General features: G+C 66.2%; 16 protein-coding genes and 1 pseudogene. 11 read left to right on the top strand and 6 right to left on the bottom strand.

Features of this window, described 5'->3' with window-relative positions:
- Positions 1–291: 291 nt before the first annotated feature.
- The 5 genes and pseudogenes from ACR2MZ_RS06765 to ACR2MZ_RS06745 form a co-directional block, all read left to right on the top strand.
- A pseudogene (locus ACR2MZ_RS06765) lies at positions 292–666 on the top strand (DUF222 domain-containing protein); the annotation flags it as partial.
- 92 nt (positions 667–758) lie between these two features.
- Entirely contained in the window at positions 759–1,013 is a 255-nt protein-coding gene (locus ACR2MZ_RS06760; protein ID WP_434004303.1) for an HNH endonuclease signature motif containing protein, read from the top strand.
- Between the two features lie 345 nt (positions 1,014–1,358).
- The gene (locus ACR2MZ_RS06755; RefSeq protein ID WP_434004302.1) at positions 1,359–1,823 is read left to right on the top strand and encodes a nuclear transport factor 2 family protein; all 465 of its coding nucleotides are present in this window, start codon (positions 1,359–1,361) and stop codon (positions 1,821–1,823) included.
- 66 nt (positions 1,824–1,889) lie between these two features.
- Positions 1,890–2,312: a nuclear transport factor 2 family protein gene (locus ACR2MZ_RS06750; RefSeq protein ID WP_434004301.1), complete on the top strand. Its 423-nt coding sequence runs from the start codon at positions 1,890–1,892 to the stop codon at positions 2,310–2,312.
- A 267-nt stretch (positions 2,313–2,579) separates the two neighbouring features.
- Positions 2,580–3,338 carry a fumarylacetoacetate hydrolase family protein gene (locus ACR2MZ_RS06745; RefSeq protein ID WP_434004300.1) on the top strand — a complete coding sequence of 253 codons (759 nt, stop codon included), beginning with the start codon at positions 2,580–2,582 and terminating at the stop codon, positions 3,336–3,338.
- 180 nt (positions 3,339–3,518) lie between these two features.
- Here ACR2MZ_RS06745 and ACR2MZ_RS06740 read toward each other — a convergent pair whose 3' ends face one another.
- A complete protein-coding gene (locus tag ACR2MZ_RS06740; protein ID WP_434004299.1) occupies positions 3,519–5,153 on the bottom strand; it encodes an acyl-CoA carboxylase subunit beta in 1,635 nt (544 codons plus the stop codon).
- A 98-nt stretch (positions 5,154–5,251) separates the two neighbouring features.
- On the opposite strand from ACR2MZ_RS06740, the gene ACR2MZ_RS06735 reads away from it, so the two are divergent.
- Genes ACR2MZ_RS06735 through ACR2MZ_RS06715 form a run of 5 tightly spaced genes read left to right on the top strand, consistent with a single transcriptional unit; the run spans position 5,252 to position 10,673 of the window.
- Entirely contained in the window at positions 5,252–5,962 is a 711-nt protein-coding gene (locus ACR2MZ_RS06735) for a metal-dependent hydrolase (protein ID WP_434004298.1), read from the top strand.
- A gap of 59 nt (positions 5,963–6,021) precedes the next feature.
- On the top strand, positions 6,022–8,001 hold the full coding sequence (locus ACR2MZ_RS06730) for a vWA domain-containing protein (RefSeq protein ID WP_434004297.1): 1,980 nt from the start codon (positions 6,022–6,024) through the stop codon (positions 7,999–8,001).
- 49 nt (positions 8,002–8,050) lie between these two features.
- Positions 8,051–9,631 (top strand): phosphoenolpyruvate carboxykinase (ATP), encoded by a 1,581-nt coding sequence (gene pckA, locus ACR2MZ_RS06725; RefSeq protein WP_434004296.1) that lies wholly within the window; start codon positions 8,051–8,053, stop codon positions 9,629–9,631.
- Complete coding sequence (locus ACR2MZ_RS06720; RefSeq protein WP_434004295.1) at positions 9,628–10,005, top strand: hypothetical protein; 378 nt, start codon at positions 9,628–9,630, stop codon at positions 10,003–10,005. Before pckA ends, ACR2MZ_RS06720 begins: the two co-directional genes overlap by 4 nt.
- Positions 10,005–10,673, top strand: coding sequence for a molybdenum cofactor biosynthesis protein MoaE (locus ACR2MZ_RS06715; protein ID WP_434004294.1), 669 nt, complete (start codon positions 10,005–10,007; stop codon positions 10,671–10,673). The genes ACR2MZ_RS06720 and ACR2MZ_RS06715 overlap by 1 nt, the downstream gene beginning before the upstream one ends.
- Positions 10,674–10,719: 46 nt before the next feature.
- Here the strand turns inward: ACR2MZ_RS06715 and ACR2MZ_RS06710 are convergent, their stop codons facing one another.
- The 5 genes from ACR2MZ_RS06710 to ACR2MZ_RS06690 form a co-directional block, all read right to left on the bottom strand.
- Positions 10,720–11,049 carry a hypothetical protein gene (locus ACR2MZ_RS06710; protein ID WP_434004293.1) on the bottom strand — a complete coding sequence of 110 codons (330 nt, stop codon included), beginning with the start codon at positions 11,047–11,049 and terminating at the stop codon, positions 10,720–10,722.
- 64 nt (positions 11,050–11,113) lie between these two features.
- Entirely contained in the window at positions 11,114–12,757 is a 1,644-nt protein-coding gene (locus tag ACR2MZ_RS06705) for a thiamine pyrophosphate-binding protein (protein ID WP_434004292.1), read from the bottom strand.
- Between the two features lie 13 nt (positions 12,758–12,770).
- Positions 12,771–13,436, bottom strand: a complete 666-nt coding sequence (locus tag ACR2MZ_RS06700; protein ID WP_434004291.1) for an O-methyltransferase — start codon at positions 13,434–13,436, stop codon at positions 12,771–12,773.
- The gene (locus ACR2MZ_RS06695; RefSeq protein ID WP_434004290.1) at positions 13,437–14,585 is read right to left on the bottom strand and encodes an aminotransferase class V-fold PLP-dependent enzyme; all 1,149 of its coding nucleotides are present in this window, start codon (positions 14,583–14,585) and stop codon (positions 13,437–13,439) included. It abuts the gene before it with no gap.
- Positions 14,585–15,037, bottom strand: coding sequence for a hypothetical protein (locus tag ACR2MZ_RS06690; RefSeq protein ID WP_434004289.1), 453 nt, complete (start codon positions 15,035–15,037; stop codon positions 14,585–14,587). The genes ACR2MZ_RS06695 and ACR2MZ_RS06690 overlap by 1 nt, the downstream gene beginning before the upstream one ends.
- Before the next feature lie 113 nt (positions 15,038–15,150).
- Between ACR2MZ_RS06690 and ACR2MZ_RS06685 the strand changes: the two genes are divergently transcribed.
- A complete protein-coding gene (locus ACR2MZ_RS06685; protein ID WP_434004288.1) occupies positions 15,151–15,771 on the top strand; it encodes an ATP-dependent Clp protease proteolytic subunit in 621 nt (206 codons plus the stop codon).
- Positions 15,772–15,887 lie beyond the last annotated feature (116 nt).

The raw sequence follows: 15,887 nt of genomic DNA, 5'->3' as shown, positions 1-15,887 counted from the left end.
CTGCGCTGGGGGCTCTGCCGCTGACCCGAGCCGCCTTCCGCACCGGTGAGCTCTCGCTGGACAAGGCCAGAGCGCTGGCGAGTGTCGCCACTGCCGCCGATGAGGAGGGCTGGGTCGAGCTGGGCCGCGAGCTGACAGCCGGCCAGCTGAGCAGGATCTGCCGCCTCTACCGCCAGGCTCGGGACGGCAACCCTGAAGCGCAGCTTGCCAACCGCGGCCTCTGGACCAGCTACCGCGAGGACGGGATGCTGCCGCCTGGTCGCGCTTTTGCCGCCGGAGGAGGGTGCGCTGGTGGCTTCGGTGCTGGAGTCGATCGCTCTGGAGCGGGCGCAGCAGCCGGCTCAGGCGGCTGGAGAGACGCTGGCCGAGGGGCAGGAAGCGCCCCAGGTGCCGGATCCAGCGGAGGACCCCTGGGCGGCGCGCCGGGCTGACGCGCTGGTAGCTGTCTGCGAGCATGCCACCGGCGTGGCACCGGCCGATCTGGAGGGCGCACCTGGTCGGACTCGGATGGTGGTTCACGTCGATGCCTCGCTGCTGAGCGGCAAGCAGGAGGGTGGTCGCTGCACGTTGGAGGATGGGCAGGCACTGCCGCCCTCGGTGGCGGAGCGGCTGGCCTGCGAGGCAGAGGTGATGGAGCTCTGGGAGCGCGAGGGACTGCCGATCGACCTCGGCCGCTCGCGGCGGACTGGCTCGCCCCGGCTGCGCACTGCTCTCAACGCGCGGGACAGGCCTGCTGTTTTCCTGGTCGCCCGGTCCCTGTGCGGCGGACGCATGCTCACCACCTGCAGCCCTGGGGACAAGGTGGCCGCACTGATCGGAGCAACCTGGTCTCGCTCTGCGGCTTTCATCACCGGCGGCTGCACGAGGGTGCCTACACGATCGGGCACCAGCGCGATGGAAGCCTCAGCTTTGAGGCGAGAAGCGGCAGGCTGATCAAGGGCCAGTCACAGCGGCGGGACGCGCCAGTGCGGGTGCGCCGCACTTGCGTGGGCTGCATCAAGGTCGGGGTCTGACCATGACAGCGGGGACAGCGGGTGCTCGCTCGGGTGGCGAACGCTGCGACGTCGATCACACGCTCTTCGTCCTGTGCACGAACGCGGAGTACAGGGACCGCCAGGCCGGCCACTCACCCCGACCGGTCCCGCAAGGGATGGGCTGTGCCGATGTTATCCCCCTCCCGCGCCTGCCGCCGGAGAACCTATGGCCGACAACCCGGCGCCGCGGTCCGGCGATGGCGGGTCACCTTCACCGCGAGGGCCTGGTAGCCCGACATGAGGCCCTGGACGGTCAGCGACGATTCACCGCCTTGACCGATCGCGCAGTATCGTGTGTGCGGGGTTCGCGTGACTTCCACAGGGATGCCTGCTCCGCAGCATGGCGTCGGCGAGAATCGCTCGTGCCGGATTGGAGGGGCGCTAATGTCGGATCAGGCGAACAAGCGGCGAGTACGAGACGCATACGAGGCCTTCAGCCGGCGCGACCTGGGACCATTCATGGACGCCATCGCAGACGACGTCGACTGGATCGACCCGCTTCCCCCAGATCATCCTGTGGGCGGCGTGTTCCGCGGCAAGAATGAGGTTGCACGCTACTTTGAGGAACTTGGTAAGCTCGCGTCCTTCAAAGCGTTTGATGTCGTTGACATCGTGGCCGAGGGCGACACGGTTGTAGCATTCCTGCACCTAGAGACGACGATGCGACACAACGGGCGCGACTTCGTTGGGGACTCCGCACACGTGTGGACGTTTGCCGACGGTGTCGCAATCCGCTACCGAATCTTCGCCGACACGGCCCGCATCATGGCCGCGTTTCGCGGCGACTGAATATCGTAGGAATCGCACGTACCATGCGCCGGGCGGTTGGTTCCCTGGCTATTCGAAGGGCTCGAGATGCTGCTGTATAAGCCCACCGGTGCTGTTCACCCGAATGCGGCTGTGGTGATCGACGGTCACACTCGGCTTGAACGCGGTGATCTCGACGCCATCCGCCGGATGTTCAGTGCTGACATCATTTGGCACGAGTCCGGGGTCGTGCCGCCCGCTCGACGCTATGTTGGCGTCGAGGATGTGATGAAGTATTGGAAGGTGTACTTCGGTGCTGCTGGCGCTGGTTTTCAGCAGGACATCGTCTCGATAATGGCAAACGACGAATATGCGACAAGCATTGTACAGATGCGCGGTTCAAAAACGTCGCTCTCATTCACCGGTACGGCGGTCGACGTCATGCGGATGGACGCCGGCCTCATCGTTGAGTTCTGGCGCTACTACGACAATTTCGAGCTGGCTCGCGCGTTCTTTGCGGGGCCGTCATAGCCAAGGTCGGCACCACATTGCGGCGCCGAATGGGTAGCGTGCCCAAGGCGAGATGCGGACTCAACCCGATACTGTGCTAGACAGGGTGGTGTCGGCGTGAGGCTTGTTAGCTTCGGCTTGCACGGGGCAGAGCGCCCGGCCGTGCTGGCGGATGATGAGCACCTTGTGCCTTTGGCGCCGCTACTTGGGAGTCTCGGCATGTCGGTGGATATGACGCCCCTGGTTGGTCTCCTAGGACACCTTCGGCCGGCGATATCTTCATGGGCCGTGGAAGGCGCGCCGCGCATGCGCATCAGCGAGGTCAGGCTCGGTCCGCCGGTACCGGCGCCCCGTCAGATCATCGCCGTCGGGGCGAACTATGCAGGTCACATGAACGAGGTCAGTAGCGGCCAACCTAGCCCTTCTCGACCGGTGCTGTTTGCCAAATCACCCGGATCGGTCGTTGGTCCCAACGATGACATCATCCGGCCGCCCGAAACCCGTTTGCTGGATTACGAGGCAGAGCTTGCGGTAGTGATCGGGACCGGAGGCAGGCGGGTGCGATACTCGGATGCCATGGCCCATGTGGCGGGCTTCATGATCGCGAACGACGTCACCGCTCGCGATGTCGTGCTCGAAGACCAAGCGAAGCATCCCCTCTTCCTCCAGGTCCTCCGTGGCAAAGGCTACGACTCATTCTGTCCGACCGGACCGTGGCTCGTCACGCCAGACAGTTCGGCTGATCCGCACGCTATGGGTCTCCGACTTTGGGTAAACGGAGAATTGCGGCAGGACGACACGACAGCCCACATGACCTACGATGTTGAGAGCCTGATCGAGTCAATCAGTGCAAGCATCCGGCTGTTTCCGGGCGATATCATTCTCACGGGAACTCCTGCTGGCGTCGGGATGGCAATGAAAACTCCGCGTTCACTCACGGCCGGTGACGTTGTCCGAATAGCTATCGACTCCCTTGGCACGATGAGCACCAATGTCAAGGACGAGGATGATCCTACGGCTGCGACACTCTGGGAGAAACGGCAGTAAACCGACGGTTCTGCAAACCGTGCCTCACATCCTGGATTGGCTCCAATGGAACTCCGCGGTCCCTCCGCCCCACGCCGCCGCTGGTTCCCGCAAACCTGAATCCCGGCGCAACCGTGCTGCCTGACTTCGAGCATTGGGGCAGAGCTTTGCGATGCCTGCCTTCGCCGTTGGAGTCTTCCTCTAAAGCGGGATGTTGCCGTGTTTGCGGGCGGGGCGGTCGACCTTCTTGCGCAAGCACAGCTTCAGCGCGTTGATCAGCTCCCGGCGAGTTTCGCGCGGTTCGATCACGTCGTCCACATAGCCCCGCTCTGCCGCCACATAGGGGTTGGCGAAGCGCGCTGTGTACTCCGCGACCAGCTCCGCCCGCAGCTTTGCCGGGTCGGACTCCCCGGCCAGCTCGCGGCGGTAGATGATGTTCACCGCGGCCTCAGGCCCCATCACCGCGATCTCGGCCGTCGGCCAGGCCAGGTTCAGGTCGGCGCCCATCTGCTTGGGCGACATGACGCAGTAGGCGCCTCCGTAGTCCTTGCGTGTGATCACCGTCAGCTTCGGCACGGTGGCCTCTGCATACGCGTAGAGCAGCTTGGCGCCGTGGCGGATGATGCCCTCGTGCTCCTGCGCGGTGCCGGGCAGATAGCCGGGTACGTCGACCAGCGACACGATGGGGATGTTGAAGGCGTCGCAGAAGCGGATGAACCGCGCTGCTTTGATCGACGCCTTGATGTCGATAGCTCCCGCCAGCACCTTGGGCTGGTTGCCCACCAGGCCCACCGTGTGGCCGCCGAGCCGACCCAGACCCACAACTATGTTCTGCGCGAAGAACGGCTGCACCTCCAAGAACTGTCGGTCGTCCAAGAGTCGCCCAATCAGCTCCCGCATGTCGTAGGGCAGGTTGGGACTGTCAGGCACCAGCGTCTGCAGCTCGGGATCCGCCCGTTCCGGGTCGTCGTCACTGGGGACGAAGGGTGGCGGCTCGCCGTTCCAAGCGGGCAGGTAGCTGAGCAGCCGGCGGATACCCGCCCAGCACTCTGCCTCGGTCTCCGGTAGGAAGTGGCCGACTCCCGAGAGCGTGTTGTGCACATCGCCGCCGCCGAGCTGGTCGAAGGTGACCTCCTCGCCAGTCGTGACCCTCACCACCTCAGGCCCCGTGATGAACATGTAGCCGGAGCCGTCCACTATGTAGATGAAGTCGGTGATGGCCGGCGAGTAGACAGCGCCACCCGTGCAGGGCCCGGCGATGACGCTCAGCTGCGGGATCACACCCGACGACTGCACATTGCGGAAGAAGATGTCAGCGTAGCCGGCCAGCGCCACCACGCCCTCCTGGATGCGGGCGCCCCCAGAGTCGTTGATGCCAATGATCGGCACCCGGTTGCGCAGTGCAAGCTCTTGCACCTTCACAATCTTTTCAGCAGTCACCTCGCCCAGAGAACCGCCCAGCACAGTCGGGTCGTAGGCGTAGACGCAGACTTGGCGACCGTCGATGGAGCCGAAGCCCGTAACCACGCCGTCGCCTGGCACCCGCTTTGACTCCATGCCGAAGCCGGTCGCCCGGTTGGTGGCGAACATGTCCAGCTCGACGAAACTTTCGCGGTCCAGGAGAGCCGTGATGCGGTCGCGCGCGTCCGGCTTGCCCTGCTCTCGCCGCTTCCGGGCCGGCTCGGTCTCCTGGTGGAGCACCTGATAACGGCGGTTGCGGTACTGGTTGATCTTCTGCTCGCTGGCGCTGACCGGTCGCACCTCCGGCGCGGGGGTCGCGTCCTGCTTGGGCCGGATCCGGCGGACGGGACTCAGCTGCGGCTTCCGCTGATCCATCGCTCGACCAATGCTAGGCTGCGCCCCCCTCGGGGCGGCCGAGACCGAATAGGGTAAGTGCCACGCCCCTGGCAAAACCAACGGTGAGGAGGGAAGACATGCCCATCAATGACGAGGTTCGCTTTACCTGGATCGGTCACGGCACCTGGCTCGCGCGCAGCGCGCGGGGCAAGCAGCTCCTGCTGGACGCCTGGGTCGCCGGCAACCCTGTCGCTCCCGAGCACCTGAAGAAGATCGACAGCCTGGATCTCATCCTCATCACGCACGGCCACTTCGACCACACAGCTGACGCTGTCGAGATCGGCAAGGCCACCCGCGCCAAGCTGATAGGCATTCCGGAAACCGTCGGCGTTCTGACCGGCCTCGGCTTCCCCGGCAGCGACAACATCGGGATGAACAAGGGCGGCACTATCGACATCGACGGGATCAAGATCACCATGGTCGACGCCCGCCACTCCGGTGGCATCGAGGCAGGCGAGCAGAAGCTCTACGGTGGCGATCCGGCCGGTTACGTGATCGAGTTCGAGAACGGCTTCACCATCTACTTCGCCGGGGACACCGACGTCTTCATGGACATGAAGCTGTTCGGTGAGCTGCACCGGCTCGACGCGGCCTTCCTGCCCATCGGCGGCCACTACACGATGGATCCCAAGAGGGCGGCCAAGGCAGTCGAGCTGCTGGGCGTCAAGACTGTGGTGCCCATGCACTTCGCCACCTTCCCAATGCTGACGGGGCGCCCGAGCCAGCTCCAGGAGCTTGTTGGCCCCGGGGTCAAGGTGCTGGACATTCAGCCGGGCGCCGAGGTCTGACCTCCGCTCGGCCGGGTTCCCGGCCGCATCTCTCGCTGTAACGTTGGCGCCAACGGCTCATGCCAGCCAGCTTCAGGTACTCGCGGTGGGACGGCAGCCAGCTCTTCGAGGAGCTTGATCCCGAGCGGACTCTCGACGCCCTGGCCGACGACCTGATGAACTACGGCGACCTCAATGCCGCGCTCCAGCGCCTGAACCGCTGGGGCAATCAGGACCTGGCAGGCCTGGAGAAGCTGCTCCAGGATCTGCAGAAGAAGCGCGAGGAGGAGCTGGCCCGGTACGACCTGGACACGGCTGTCGACGCCATCCGCGAGCAGCTCCAGCAGGTGGTCGACCAGGAGCGGGCGGGTATCGAGCGCAAGCTTGCCGAGGCGCCGCCGGAAAGCCGCCGGCTGCTGGAGCGCATGGCCAAGCAGCGCCGGGACAAGCTCGACCGCTTGCCTGACGACCTCGGTGGGCGCGTCAAGGCGCTGCGGAACTACGAGTTCATGGACGAGGGCGCCCGCGAGGCCTTCGAGAAGCTGGTCAGCCAGCTGCAGCAGCAGGTCATGAACCAGATGTTCCAGGGCATGAAGCAGTCCATCTCTCAGATGACTCAGCAGGATCTGGGCGCAGTCAGGGAGATGGTCAGGGATCTGAACGCCATGCTGGAGGCGCGGCGACAGGGCCGCCAGCCCGACTTTCCAGGCTTCATGCAGAAGCACGGCCACTTCTTTCCGCCGGGTATCGAGAGCTTGGACCAGCTGCTGGAGCACCTGCAGCGGCAGATGGCTCAGATGCAGTCGCTCCTGCAGTCGATGTCGCCCGAAGCGCGGGCCGAGCTCCGGCTGATGATGGACGAGCTGCTCCAAGACGATTCCTTGCGCCTGGAACTGGCCAGGCTGGCCGGTCTCATGCAGCAGATGGCGCCGCCCTCAGAGCTCAGCGAACGTTATCCCTTCTTCGGCGACGAACCCGTCTCCATGCAGCAGGCGATGGGCTTGATGGACCAGCTGCAGCAGATGGACCGCTTGGAATCGCAGCTGCAGCGGGGCAGCTTCCGCCTGGATGACGTCGACCCCAGCCTGGCCGAGAGCCTGCTCGGGCCCGAGGCGCGCCGCCAGCTGGATCAGCTGCAGCAGGTCTCACGCGTGCTGGAGAAGGCCGGCTACATCGAGCGCAAGGGTCGGCGCTTGGAGCTCACCCCGAAGGGCATGCGCCGGATCGGCAAGGGAGCCTTGAAGGACATCTTCGCCCAGCTCAAGAAGAGTCAGGTCGGTCAGCACCAGCTGCGCGCCGGCGGCCTCGGCACTGAGGCGGCGGAAGAGCTGAAGCGCTATGAATACGGCGACCCCTTTCTTCTGGACATGAAGGAGACGCTTTTCAACTCACTTCAGCGCGAGGGTCCAGGGGTGCCTGTGCGACTGCAGCCGGACGACTTCCAGGTCCACCACACCGAGCACGCCAGCCAGGCGTCAACAGTGCTGATGATCGACATGAGCCGCTCGATGTTCCTGCGCGGCTGCTTTCTGGCCGCCAAGAAAGTCGCCATCGCGCTGGACGCACTCATCCGTTCCCAGTTTCCGCGCGACAGCCTCTACGTGATCGGCTTCTCCAACACAGCTGTGCAGCTGAAACCGCAGAACCTGCCGAGCCTGGCGCTGAACGACTACGTCTACGGCACCAACATGCAGCACGGCTTCCAGGTCGCGCGCTCTCTACTCGCCCGGCATCGCGGCAACCGTCAGATAGTCATGATCACTGACGGCGAGCCAACCGCCCACCTGGACGAGGGCGGTCAGGTGTTTTTCCACTACCCGCCCACGTTCCGCACGGTGCAGGAGACCCTGAAGGAGGTTCAGCGCTGCACCCGCGACCACATAGTCATCAACACCTTCATGCTCGAGCGAAGCCCTTATCTGGCCGACTTCGTCAGCCAGATGACACGCATCAACAAGGGCCGGGCGTTCTTCGTCTCGCCTGAGCGGTTGGGCGAGTATGTCCTGCTCGACTTCGTCTCCGGCAGGCAGCGCCGCCGCTACGCTCGCGCCGCCGGCTGAACGCCTGAATGGAGGCGTAACCGCGTAAGTCCGTGAGTATGATCGACGAATGCAGGTGATCGAGAGGCCCCTGCTGGGCCATGTCGGCCTGGGCGGCGCCATGCGAAGCTGGCACAACCTCGCTCCTGCCGAGCTTTACGAGCAGGCCATCGTCCGCGGCGAAGCCAACATCGTCAGTTCAGGTGCGCTGATCGCTGACACCGGCCAGCACACCGGCCGCTCGCCCAAGGACAAGTTCTTCGTCGAGGAGCCGAGCTCGCAGGACAAGATCTGGTGGCACTCCGGCAATCGGCCGATCTCATTCGAGCATTTCGACCAGCTGTTCGAGCGCATGGCCAAGTACATCCGGGCCAACGAGGTTTACGTGCGAGACCTATTCGCCTGCGCCGATCCACGCTACCGCCTCAAGGTGCGCGTGGTCACCCAGTACGCCTGGCACAGCCTATTCGTCAACAACCTTTTCATCAGACCTTCGCCGCAGGAGCTGGAGGGCTTCGAGCCTGACTTCACAGTCGTGGCGCTGCCCGAGGTCAAAGCCGATCCCTCGCTCCACGGCACCCGCTCCGAGACCTTCATCCTCGTCAATTTCGCGCGCCGGACTGTGCTGATCGGCGGCACGCGCTACGCCGGCGAGATGAAGAAGTCGATATTCACAGCTCTCAATTACCTCATGCCCGAGGCTGGAGCTCTGCCCATGCACTGCTCGGCGAACGTCGGTCATGACGGCAATGTGGCACTCTTCTTCGGCCTCTCAGGAACTGGCAAGACGACCCTCTCCTCGGATCCCACTCGCAAGCTGATCGGCGACGACGAGCACGGCTGGTCGGACGAAGGCGTGTTCAATTTCGAGGGCGGCTGCTACGCAAAAACCATCCGCATCTCGAAGGACGCCGAACCGGAGATCTACGCCGCCACCAACAGCTTCGGCACCGTCCTGGAAAACGTCGCTTTTGATCCTGACACCCGAGTCCCCGACTACGACGACGGCAGCAAGACCGAGAACACGCGGTCCGCCTATCCTGTCGAGCTCATCCCCAACGCCGATTTGAGCGGCCGCGCCGCTCACCCGAGCAACGTTGTCTTTCTCTCAGCCGACGCCTTCGGCGTGCTGCCCCCGGTCGCGCGCCTAAATGACGAACAGGTCCGCTACTTCTTCCTCTCCGGCTACACCGCCAAGGTCGCCGGCACCGAGCGCGGGGTGACCGAACCCGAGCCCACGTTCAGCTCCTGCTTCGCCGGCCCGTTCCTGGTGCTGTCGCCGGAGACCTACGCCCAGATGCTGGTCGAGCGCCTGCACAAGCACGATGCCCAGGTGTGGATGCTGAACACCGGCTGGGTGGGGGGCGCCTACGGGGTCGGCAAGCGCATCTCGATAGCTCACACGCGCGCGATCGTCAGAGCGGTGGTCGAGGGAAGGCTGCGGGACGTCGAGACGCGAACGGATCCGGTCTTCGGCCTGGCAGTGCCCGTGGCAGTGCCCAAGGTGCCTGCCGAGGTTCTCAATCCTCGCTCCGCCTGGCCGGATCCGCACGCGTACGACCAGCAGGCTCGGCGGCTCCGGGAGATGTTCGAGGCGAACCTGGCCCGGCTCGCCGAGGCGGGCGCGGTAGAGCCTACCGAAGAAGATTGACGGCAGCCCAGCGTGTCGGCATCGTCGGCAGCCGGCACTATCCCGACCTCGACCGAGTCGCCAGCTACGTGCGCGAGCTGCCCCGGGCGGCGAGCTTGGTCACCGGCAGCGCCAGCGGCGTGGACGCTACAGCAGCCCGAACTGCACGCGAACGAGGTTTACCGGTGAAGGTGCTGGCGGCATCTTTCGAGGAGGCGCGGGATGACGAGGTCGCCGCCAGTCGCAATCAGCGCCTGGTCGGAGCAGTGGATGTGCTGGTGGCTTTCTGGGACGGGGCCTCCAGCGGCACCCGTCGAACCATCGAGCGGGCCCTCGACAGCGGCAAGGAGGTGCACGTGCTCACTGCCCTCGGTTCGCCGGGAAAGGAGGCCTGATGGTCACCGTCAGGCTCTTCGCCCGCCTCCGCGAGCAGGCCGGGGTGGCCTCCGAGCAGCTGCCGGGCGGCGGCAGTATCGGCGACCTCTACCAGGCGTTGCGGCGGCGGCATCCCGGCCTGGAAGCAGACCAGAACCTGATCCGGCCTGCCCGCAACCAGAACTACGCCGGCTGGGAGGACGAGGTAGCTGACGGTGACGAGATCGCCTTCATCCCCCCGGTGAGCGGCGGCTCCGGGCCAGTGGCCCTGATCGAGCTGAGCGCCGAGGTGCTGGACGCCCGGCGCCTCGAAGCGGCTGTGACACACCCGGGCGCGGGCGCGATCTGCACCTTCACCGGCATCGTCCGCGACAGCGCTCGGGGTGAGAGCGTCACCCACCTGGAGTACGAGGCCTACGCCGGCATGGCCGAGGCCAAGATGACTGAGCTGGCCGACGAGATGGGCCGCCGCTGGCCTGCCGCTCGAGTGGCGATGGCGCACCGCATCGGCAAGCTGGACATCGGCGAGGCGTCGGTGGTGGTGACTGTCGCCTGCCCCCACCGGGGCGAAGCCATCGAAGCCTGCCACTGGGGCATCGACAGGCTGAAGGAGTCGGTGCCGGTCTGGAAGAAGGAGTTCGCCAGCTCCGGCGCGGTCTGGATCGAAGGCCCCGACGCCCGCCCCTGACCACTGCGCTGGAGCGGTGCGACCTCGCGGCGGCGCAGGCCTTCGTTCACAATCGATCGGTATCGTCGCCGCGCTCCGCATGCTCAGCCGCGAGGCGTGCCGCCTCGGTGTCCTGCCGCCCTCGCCGCCGAAGCGCCGAGCGAGGACCGAGGGGACGCCACCAGCGACGCGGGACATCAGCTGTCAACCTCCCTCGCAGTGCGTTGTACTCGGCCGCGAGCCCGTCCCTTCGGAGGCGAGCCAGCTGGACGTGGTCAAGGCTGATGTAGGGCTGCGCCAGTAGGTCGGCCTCGTGCTCGGCGGCGCGCACGAGTGCCTCGGAGATCGCGCCGGATGCCACCAGTCGGCTGACACGGCGAGTCGGCCCTCGGCTCATGACCGACAGGATGGCACACGCGGCGCCCCGACGCGAGGGACCAACCAACCGAAGATGTCAGCTTTCAGTGACCCTTGAAAGCCTCCTCCAGCCACGGAGCCACCACCGTGGGGACCACCTTGGCGTCGACCAGGAGCGATCTGTCCCGGCTGCCGGCCAGCCACTCCCCCACCTGAGCCAGGTCCTCGCGGCGGCGGACGGTAACTCCGTCCAAGCCGGCCGCCCGCGCCAGCGGCACAAAGTCAGTTTCCTCGAATCGCACCAGGCTCAGATCCTCGCCGAGTGGCTCGAAGTGATGTACCTCAGCCCCGAAGGCGGCATCGTTGAAGACCACGATCAGCATGCCCAACCGGAAGCGGGCGACAGTCTCGAGCTCCGAGATGCCCATCAGCGCGCCGCCGTCACCGAGCGCAGTGACCGTGAGCCGGTCGGGTCGGCCGATGGCCGCGCCGATGCCCGTGGCGAGTCCAATCCCCACCACTTGAAAGTTCTGCGTGAACGCGAAAGCCGCCGGCTCGGGCACAGTCCAGTAGAGCGCCGCATTGCCGCAGAAGTGGCCGCCGTCAGTGGCGATGTTCACCTCCCGCGGCAGCAGCTCACCGACGGCCAGCGACAGCGTTCGCGGGTCGATCCGCTCGGGCGTGCTCTCATCTTGGTACGGCTGCTTCAGCCAGCTACCCGCCGCGATGCGCGCCGCCAGCTCGTCGCTGCGCCAGCCGGGGACAGCCCGATCCGCCAGCTCGGCGCTCAGCCCGCAGACGGTGCTGCGGGCGTCGCCGACCAGCGCCAGGTCGACCCGGTGGTGCTGACCAAGCGCTCGAGCGTCACTGTCGATGGCAATCACCCTCGCCTGCCGGCTCAGCAGGCTGCCCTGGCGCGTTGTCCACATGTTGAGGCTGGCGCCTGCCGCCAGCACGAGGTCTGCCTCGGCGATCAGCTCCGCCGCCAGGTCGCTGGAAAAGCCGCCGGAGATGCCGAGTGACCAGCGACTGCTCTGGAAGTAGTCCTTGGCCGGCGCGCTCGTCGCCAGCAGGGCACCTATCTGCTCGGCCAGGCGCTCCAGCGCCTCACCGGCTCCGGCCAGGACCGCTCCGCGGCCGGCGATGACAAGAGGCCGGCGGCCTTTTGCCAGCAGCGCCGCCGCCGTCTTCAGCTCTGTCTGACCGGGGACGGCAGGCGGCAGGGCGACCAACGGCGGGAGCTCAGCCGGGGGCTCCGGGCAGTCAGCGTGCTGCACGTCGAGCGGCATCATCAGGACCACCGGGATGCGCTCCGCGAGCGCCCTGCGATAGGCCCGCACCGTGTCGACCACAGCGGTCTCCGGGCTGAGCAGCCGCGCCACGACGGCTCCCACTGCCACAACCAGCTGGGCCTGGTCGATCCTGAAGTTGGAGAGTAGAGCCGTGGCACCGACATCCGAGGTGACCAGGAGCAGCGGCGTCCGACTCTTCACAGCTTCGGTGAGTCCGGTCACGGCGTTGGTCAGACCCGGTCCGTGGTGCACAGTGCAGACACCCACCCGGCCGGTGACCCGGGAGTAGGCATCCGCCATTGTGATGGCACCGCCCTCGTGCCGGGCGCCAAAGAAGCGGGCCCCGGCCGCCACCATGGCGTTGGTGGCGACCAGGTTGCCGCTGCCGATCACACCGAAGACCTCTTCTACACCCAGCCTGACCAGCGTCTGTCCCACCGCGCGGGCTGTATTCATGACGGACCGGGCGTCAGACGGTGGGCAGCGCCAGGTCTGCCTTGCGCGCGAGGGAAACGCCGTCCCGCAGCGGCACGATGACGCTCTCCAGACTCGGTTCGTCGGCCACCAGCTGGTTGTAGCGCGCGACGTTCCGAGCGCCGCGCGACCGGGGATCCACCACCTCGCCCCGGCGCAGCGCGTTGTCAGCTAGCAGCAGTCCGCCCGGGCGCAGCCGCTTGAAGGAAAGCCGGAACGAGCGCTCCGCCGCCGCCTCGTCGGGAAAAGAGTTGAGGAGGTCGTTAAAGATCGCGTCGACTTCGACCGCCATGCCCTCCAGGTACTCCAGCGCATCCGCCTCCACCACCTCGATCCGGTCAGCCAGGCCCGCTTCGGCGATGTTGGCACGCGCCAGCCGGGCTCGCTCTGGATCCAGCTCCAAGCTCAGCACGCGGCCGCCGCAGCCGTTGGCCAGCCAGAGGGCGCTGTACCCGGCGGCAGTCCCGAGCTCGAGCACGTCGACGCAGCGGTTCATCCGGAGCAGCAGGGCGAGAAGACGGCCGACCGCAGGGCCGATGGCTGGCAGATTGTTGCTTTCCAACTCCTTCTCAAGGCGCGCCAGCACACCGCTGCTCGGCGGCAGCAAAGATTGGAGGTAGCCGTCAAGCTCCGGCGTCATCTCCAGCGCTTCCAGCTTCACTCAGCGAACCTCCAACGGCGCCAGCACCTCCAGCACTCTGTCCATCTCCCGCTCCAGGTTGTAGAAGTGCGGCGAGAGTCTGACCAGATCGCCGTGCAGGCGCGACACGATGCCGGCCGCAGTCAGCTCCCGCCAGACTGCTGAGGCGGGCGAACCGGGGCGCCGAAAGCTGACTATGCCTGAGCACTCTCCGGGCGCGCGGGGCCAGGGTTCCACCAGCTCGTAGCCGAGACCGTCCAGGCCTTCGCGGAGGCGGGCGGCCAGGCCCAGTACGCGCTCCTCCACCTGCGCCGGACCGGCGTCCAGAAGGATCTGCAGGCCGGCCAGGTAGCCGGTCAGATCCAGGAGCGAGAGAGCTGACTCCTCGAAGCGGCGGGCGGTGGCCGCCGGCTCGTAACGCGGCTGGAAGTACTCGAAGGGGCTGGTCACGCTGCCGGTGCCGACCAGCACCGGACTGAGCTTGCGAACGAGCTCGGGCCGGCAGTAACAGAAGCCCATGCCGATCGGACCGAGTTGCCACTTGTAGCCGCCCGCCGCGGCGAAGTCGACAGGCAGGCGGTCCAAATCAAGCTGCAGCGCTCCAGCCGATTGGATCAAGTCCACGGCAAAGATGACGCCGCGCCGGTCCAGCTCGGCGCCGATCTGAGCCAGGTCCAGCCGGTAGCCGTTCCAGAACTGGACATGGCTGAGCGCCACCACGCGCGTGCGCTCGTCCACCAGGGAGAGGACCGCGTTGGGCGTGATCCGGCCTGCCTCAGGCTCGACCAAGCGGAACTCGACCCCCCGCTCGCGCAGGGAGAGCCAGGGATAGAGGTTGGCCGGGTACTCGCCGCGGGCTCCCACCACGTTGTCGCCGGCGTGCCAGTTCAGACCCCCCGCCAGGAGCGAGAGGCCGTGAGCGGTGCTCCTGACAAGCGCCAGGGTGTCGGGCTCGGCGCCGACCAGCCGGGAAAGGGCCGAGCGGACCTCCTCGGCCAGCTCCTGGCTGTGGCCGGCGCGGTAGGGCCGGCTGGTCAGTTGCTCAGTCAGCTCCTCCAGCGCCGCCCGAGCCCGCTCCGAGAGCGGCGCGTTGCCGGCGTGGTTCAGGTAGAGACACTGGCGCGTGATGGGGAAGAGGTCGCGAGCGTCGTTCGGGCGGAGAAGGGGCATCAGGCCTCCCAGAAGTTTTCCAGCAACGGTTCCAGCGTGCCAATGTAGGCGGCCAGCAGATCGCTCGCCTGGTCCAGCAGCTGGTCGCTCAGCTCGGTCCCCGGCAGCGTCTCATACAGGCGTGACCAGCCCCTGTCCCACGGCTCCAGCTCCGCCCGCGGCAGCGTGCCCTTGACCTGCACCATATGGGCGCGGAAGAACTCGCGCGCTCGATCGTTCAGGGCCCTGTCGCCTTCGAAATGGAGGCCGACCTCCAACCTGCCGATGGCTCGATGGTGCCAGACCTCGAAGTGCGTTTCGCGATGACCGTAGTCGAACTTCAGCAGACGGGGCCCGGGCCGGGAGTCGAAGCCCCGAAGTTGGGCCGGCAGCCGGCCGGCCAGCTTCACCTGCACCGCGGCGAAGAAGTCCTTGGCGGTAAGGATCTGGGCGGCCGACCGGCTGGCTGTCACTCGGCAAAGCCTAAGTGTCCTGACCGGACAACGGGGCTGCGGGCCGACGACCGGGGGCGGCAGAGCAATCGGCAGGAGCTGGGAAGCTCGGCTTCGGCAATATAGTGACGGGGATGGAACCTCTGGCCTGGGTGCCGACTGTGATCGAGAACGAGGGCGGCAACCGCGAACGCTCGTTCGACATCTACTCTCGCCTGCTGCGAGACAGGATAGTCATAGTCGGGCGCCAGATCGACGACACGATGGCCAACTTGATAGTGGCCCAGCTTATCTTTCTCGCCGCTGAGGATCCCGAGAAGGAGATCCAGATGTTCATCAACTCTCCGGGGGGCTCGGTGGCCTCCGGCTTCGCCATCTACGACACCATGCAGTTCGTCTCGCCACCCATCTCCACCATCGCCATCGGCCGGGCTGCCAGCTTTGGCACGGTGCTACTGATGGCCGGCGAGAAGGGTAAGCGCTTTGCCCTTCCTTCGACCCGCATCCACCTGCATCAGCCACTGATCGCCGGTCAGGGCATCACCGGTCAGGCCACCGACTTGGACATCCACGCCCGCGAGATCATCCGAATCAAGGCGGAGATGAACGATCTCATCGCGTACCACACGGGTCAGCCGCTGGAGCGGATCGAGCGCGACACCGAGCGCGACTTCTACATGTCACCCGAGGAGTCGATCGAATATGGCCTCATCGATGGTCTGATCGAGACGCCTCCCCTGGCGGTAGCCGGATAGCGGGCAAGGGAACGGGCACGGGGAGGCAGGCTGTGGCTAAGTGGACGTCCGGTACCGACCGGGATGAACCCGGCCTATCGACCTGACGTTGGGGCGAGGTAAGCAGGTCTCCCGCT

The sequence above is a fragment of the Candidatus Dormiibacter sp. genome (assembly GCF_050999135.1).
GTDB classification, from domain to species: domain Bacteria; phylum Chloroflexota; class Dormibacteria; order Dormibacterales; family Dormibacteraceae; genus Dormiibacter; species Dormiibacter spiritus.
Note: the sequence above shows the minus strand (reverse complement) of the source record. Positions and strands in the feature narration are given on the sequence as shown.

What these genes read in the sequence shown, in the direction of transcription:
- ACR2MZ_RS06755 (WP_434004302.1), top strand. Translation starts at nt 1,359, where the DNA reads ATGCCTGCTCCGCAGCATGGCGTCGGCGAGAATCGCTCGTGCCGGATT.
- ACR2MZ_RS06750 (WP_434004301.1), top strand. Translation starts at nt 1,890, where the DNA reads ATGCTGCTGTATAAGCCCACCGGTGCTGTTCACCCGAATGCGGCTGTG.
- ACR2MZ_RS06740 (WP_434004299.1), bottom strand. Translation starts at nt 5,153, where the DNA reads ATGGATCAGCGGAAGCCGCAGCTGAGTCCCGTCCGCCGGATCCGGCCC.
- ACR2MZ_RS06735 (WP_434004298.1), top strand. Translation starts at nt 5,252, where the DNA reads ATGCCCATCAATGACGAGGTTCGCTTTACCTGGATCGGTCACGGCACC.
- ACR2MZ_RS06730 (WP_434004297.1), top strand. Translation starts at nt 6,022, where the DNA reads ATGCCAGCCAGCTTCAGGTACTCGCGGTGGGACGGCAGCCAGCTCTTC.
- pckA (WP_434004296.1), top strand. Translation starts at nt 8,051, where the DNA reads ATGCAGGTGATCGAGAGGCCCCTGCTGGGCCATGTCGGCCTGGGCGGC.
- ACR2MZ_RS06715 (WP_434004294.1), top strand. Translation starts at nt 10,005, where the DNA reads ATGGTCACCGTCAGGCTCTTCGCCCGCCTCCGCGAGCAGGCCGGGGTG.
- ACR2MZ_RS06710 (WP_434004293.1), bottom strand. Translation starts at nt 11,049, where the DNA reads ATGAGCCGAGGGCCGACTCGCCGTGTCAGCCGACTGGTGGCATCCGGC.
- ACR2MZ_RS06705 (WP_434004292.1), bottom strand. Translation starts at nt 12,757, where the DNA reads ATGAATACAGCCCGCGCGGTGGGACAGACGCTGGTCAGGCTGGGTGTA.
- ACR2MZ_RS06695 (WP_434004290.1), bottom strand. Translation starts at nt 14,585, where the DNA reads ATGCCCCTTCTCCGCCCGAACGACGCTCGCGACCTCTTCCCCATCACG.
- ACR2MZ_RS06685 (WP_434004288.1), top strand. Translation starts at nt 15,151, where the DNA reads ATGGAACCTCTGGCCTGGGTGCCGACTGTGATCGAGAACGAGGGCGGC.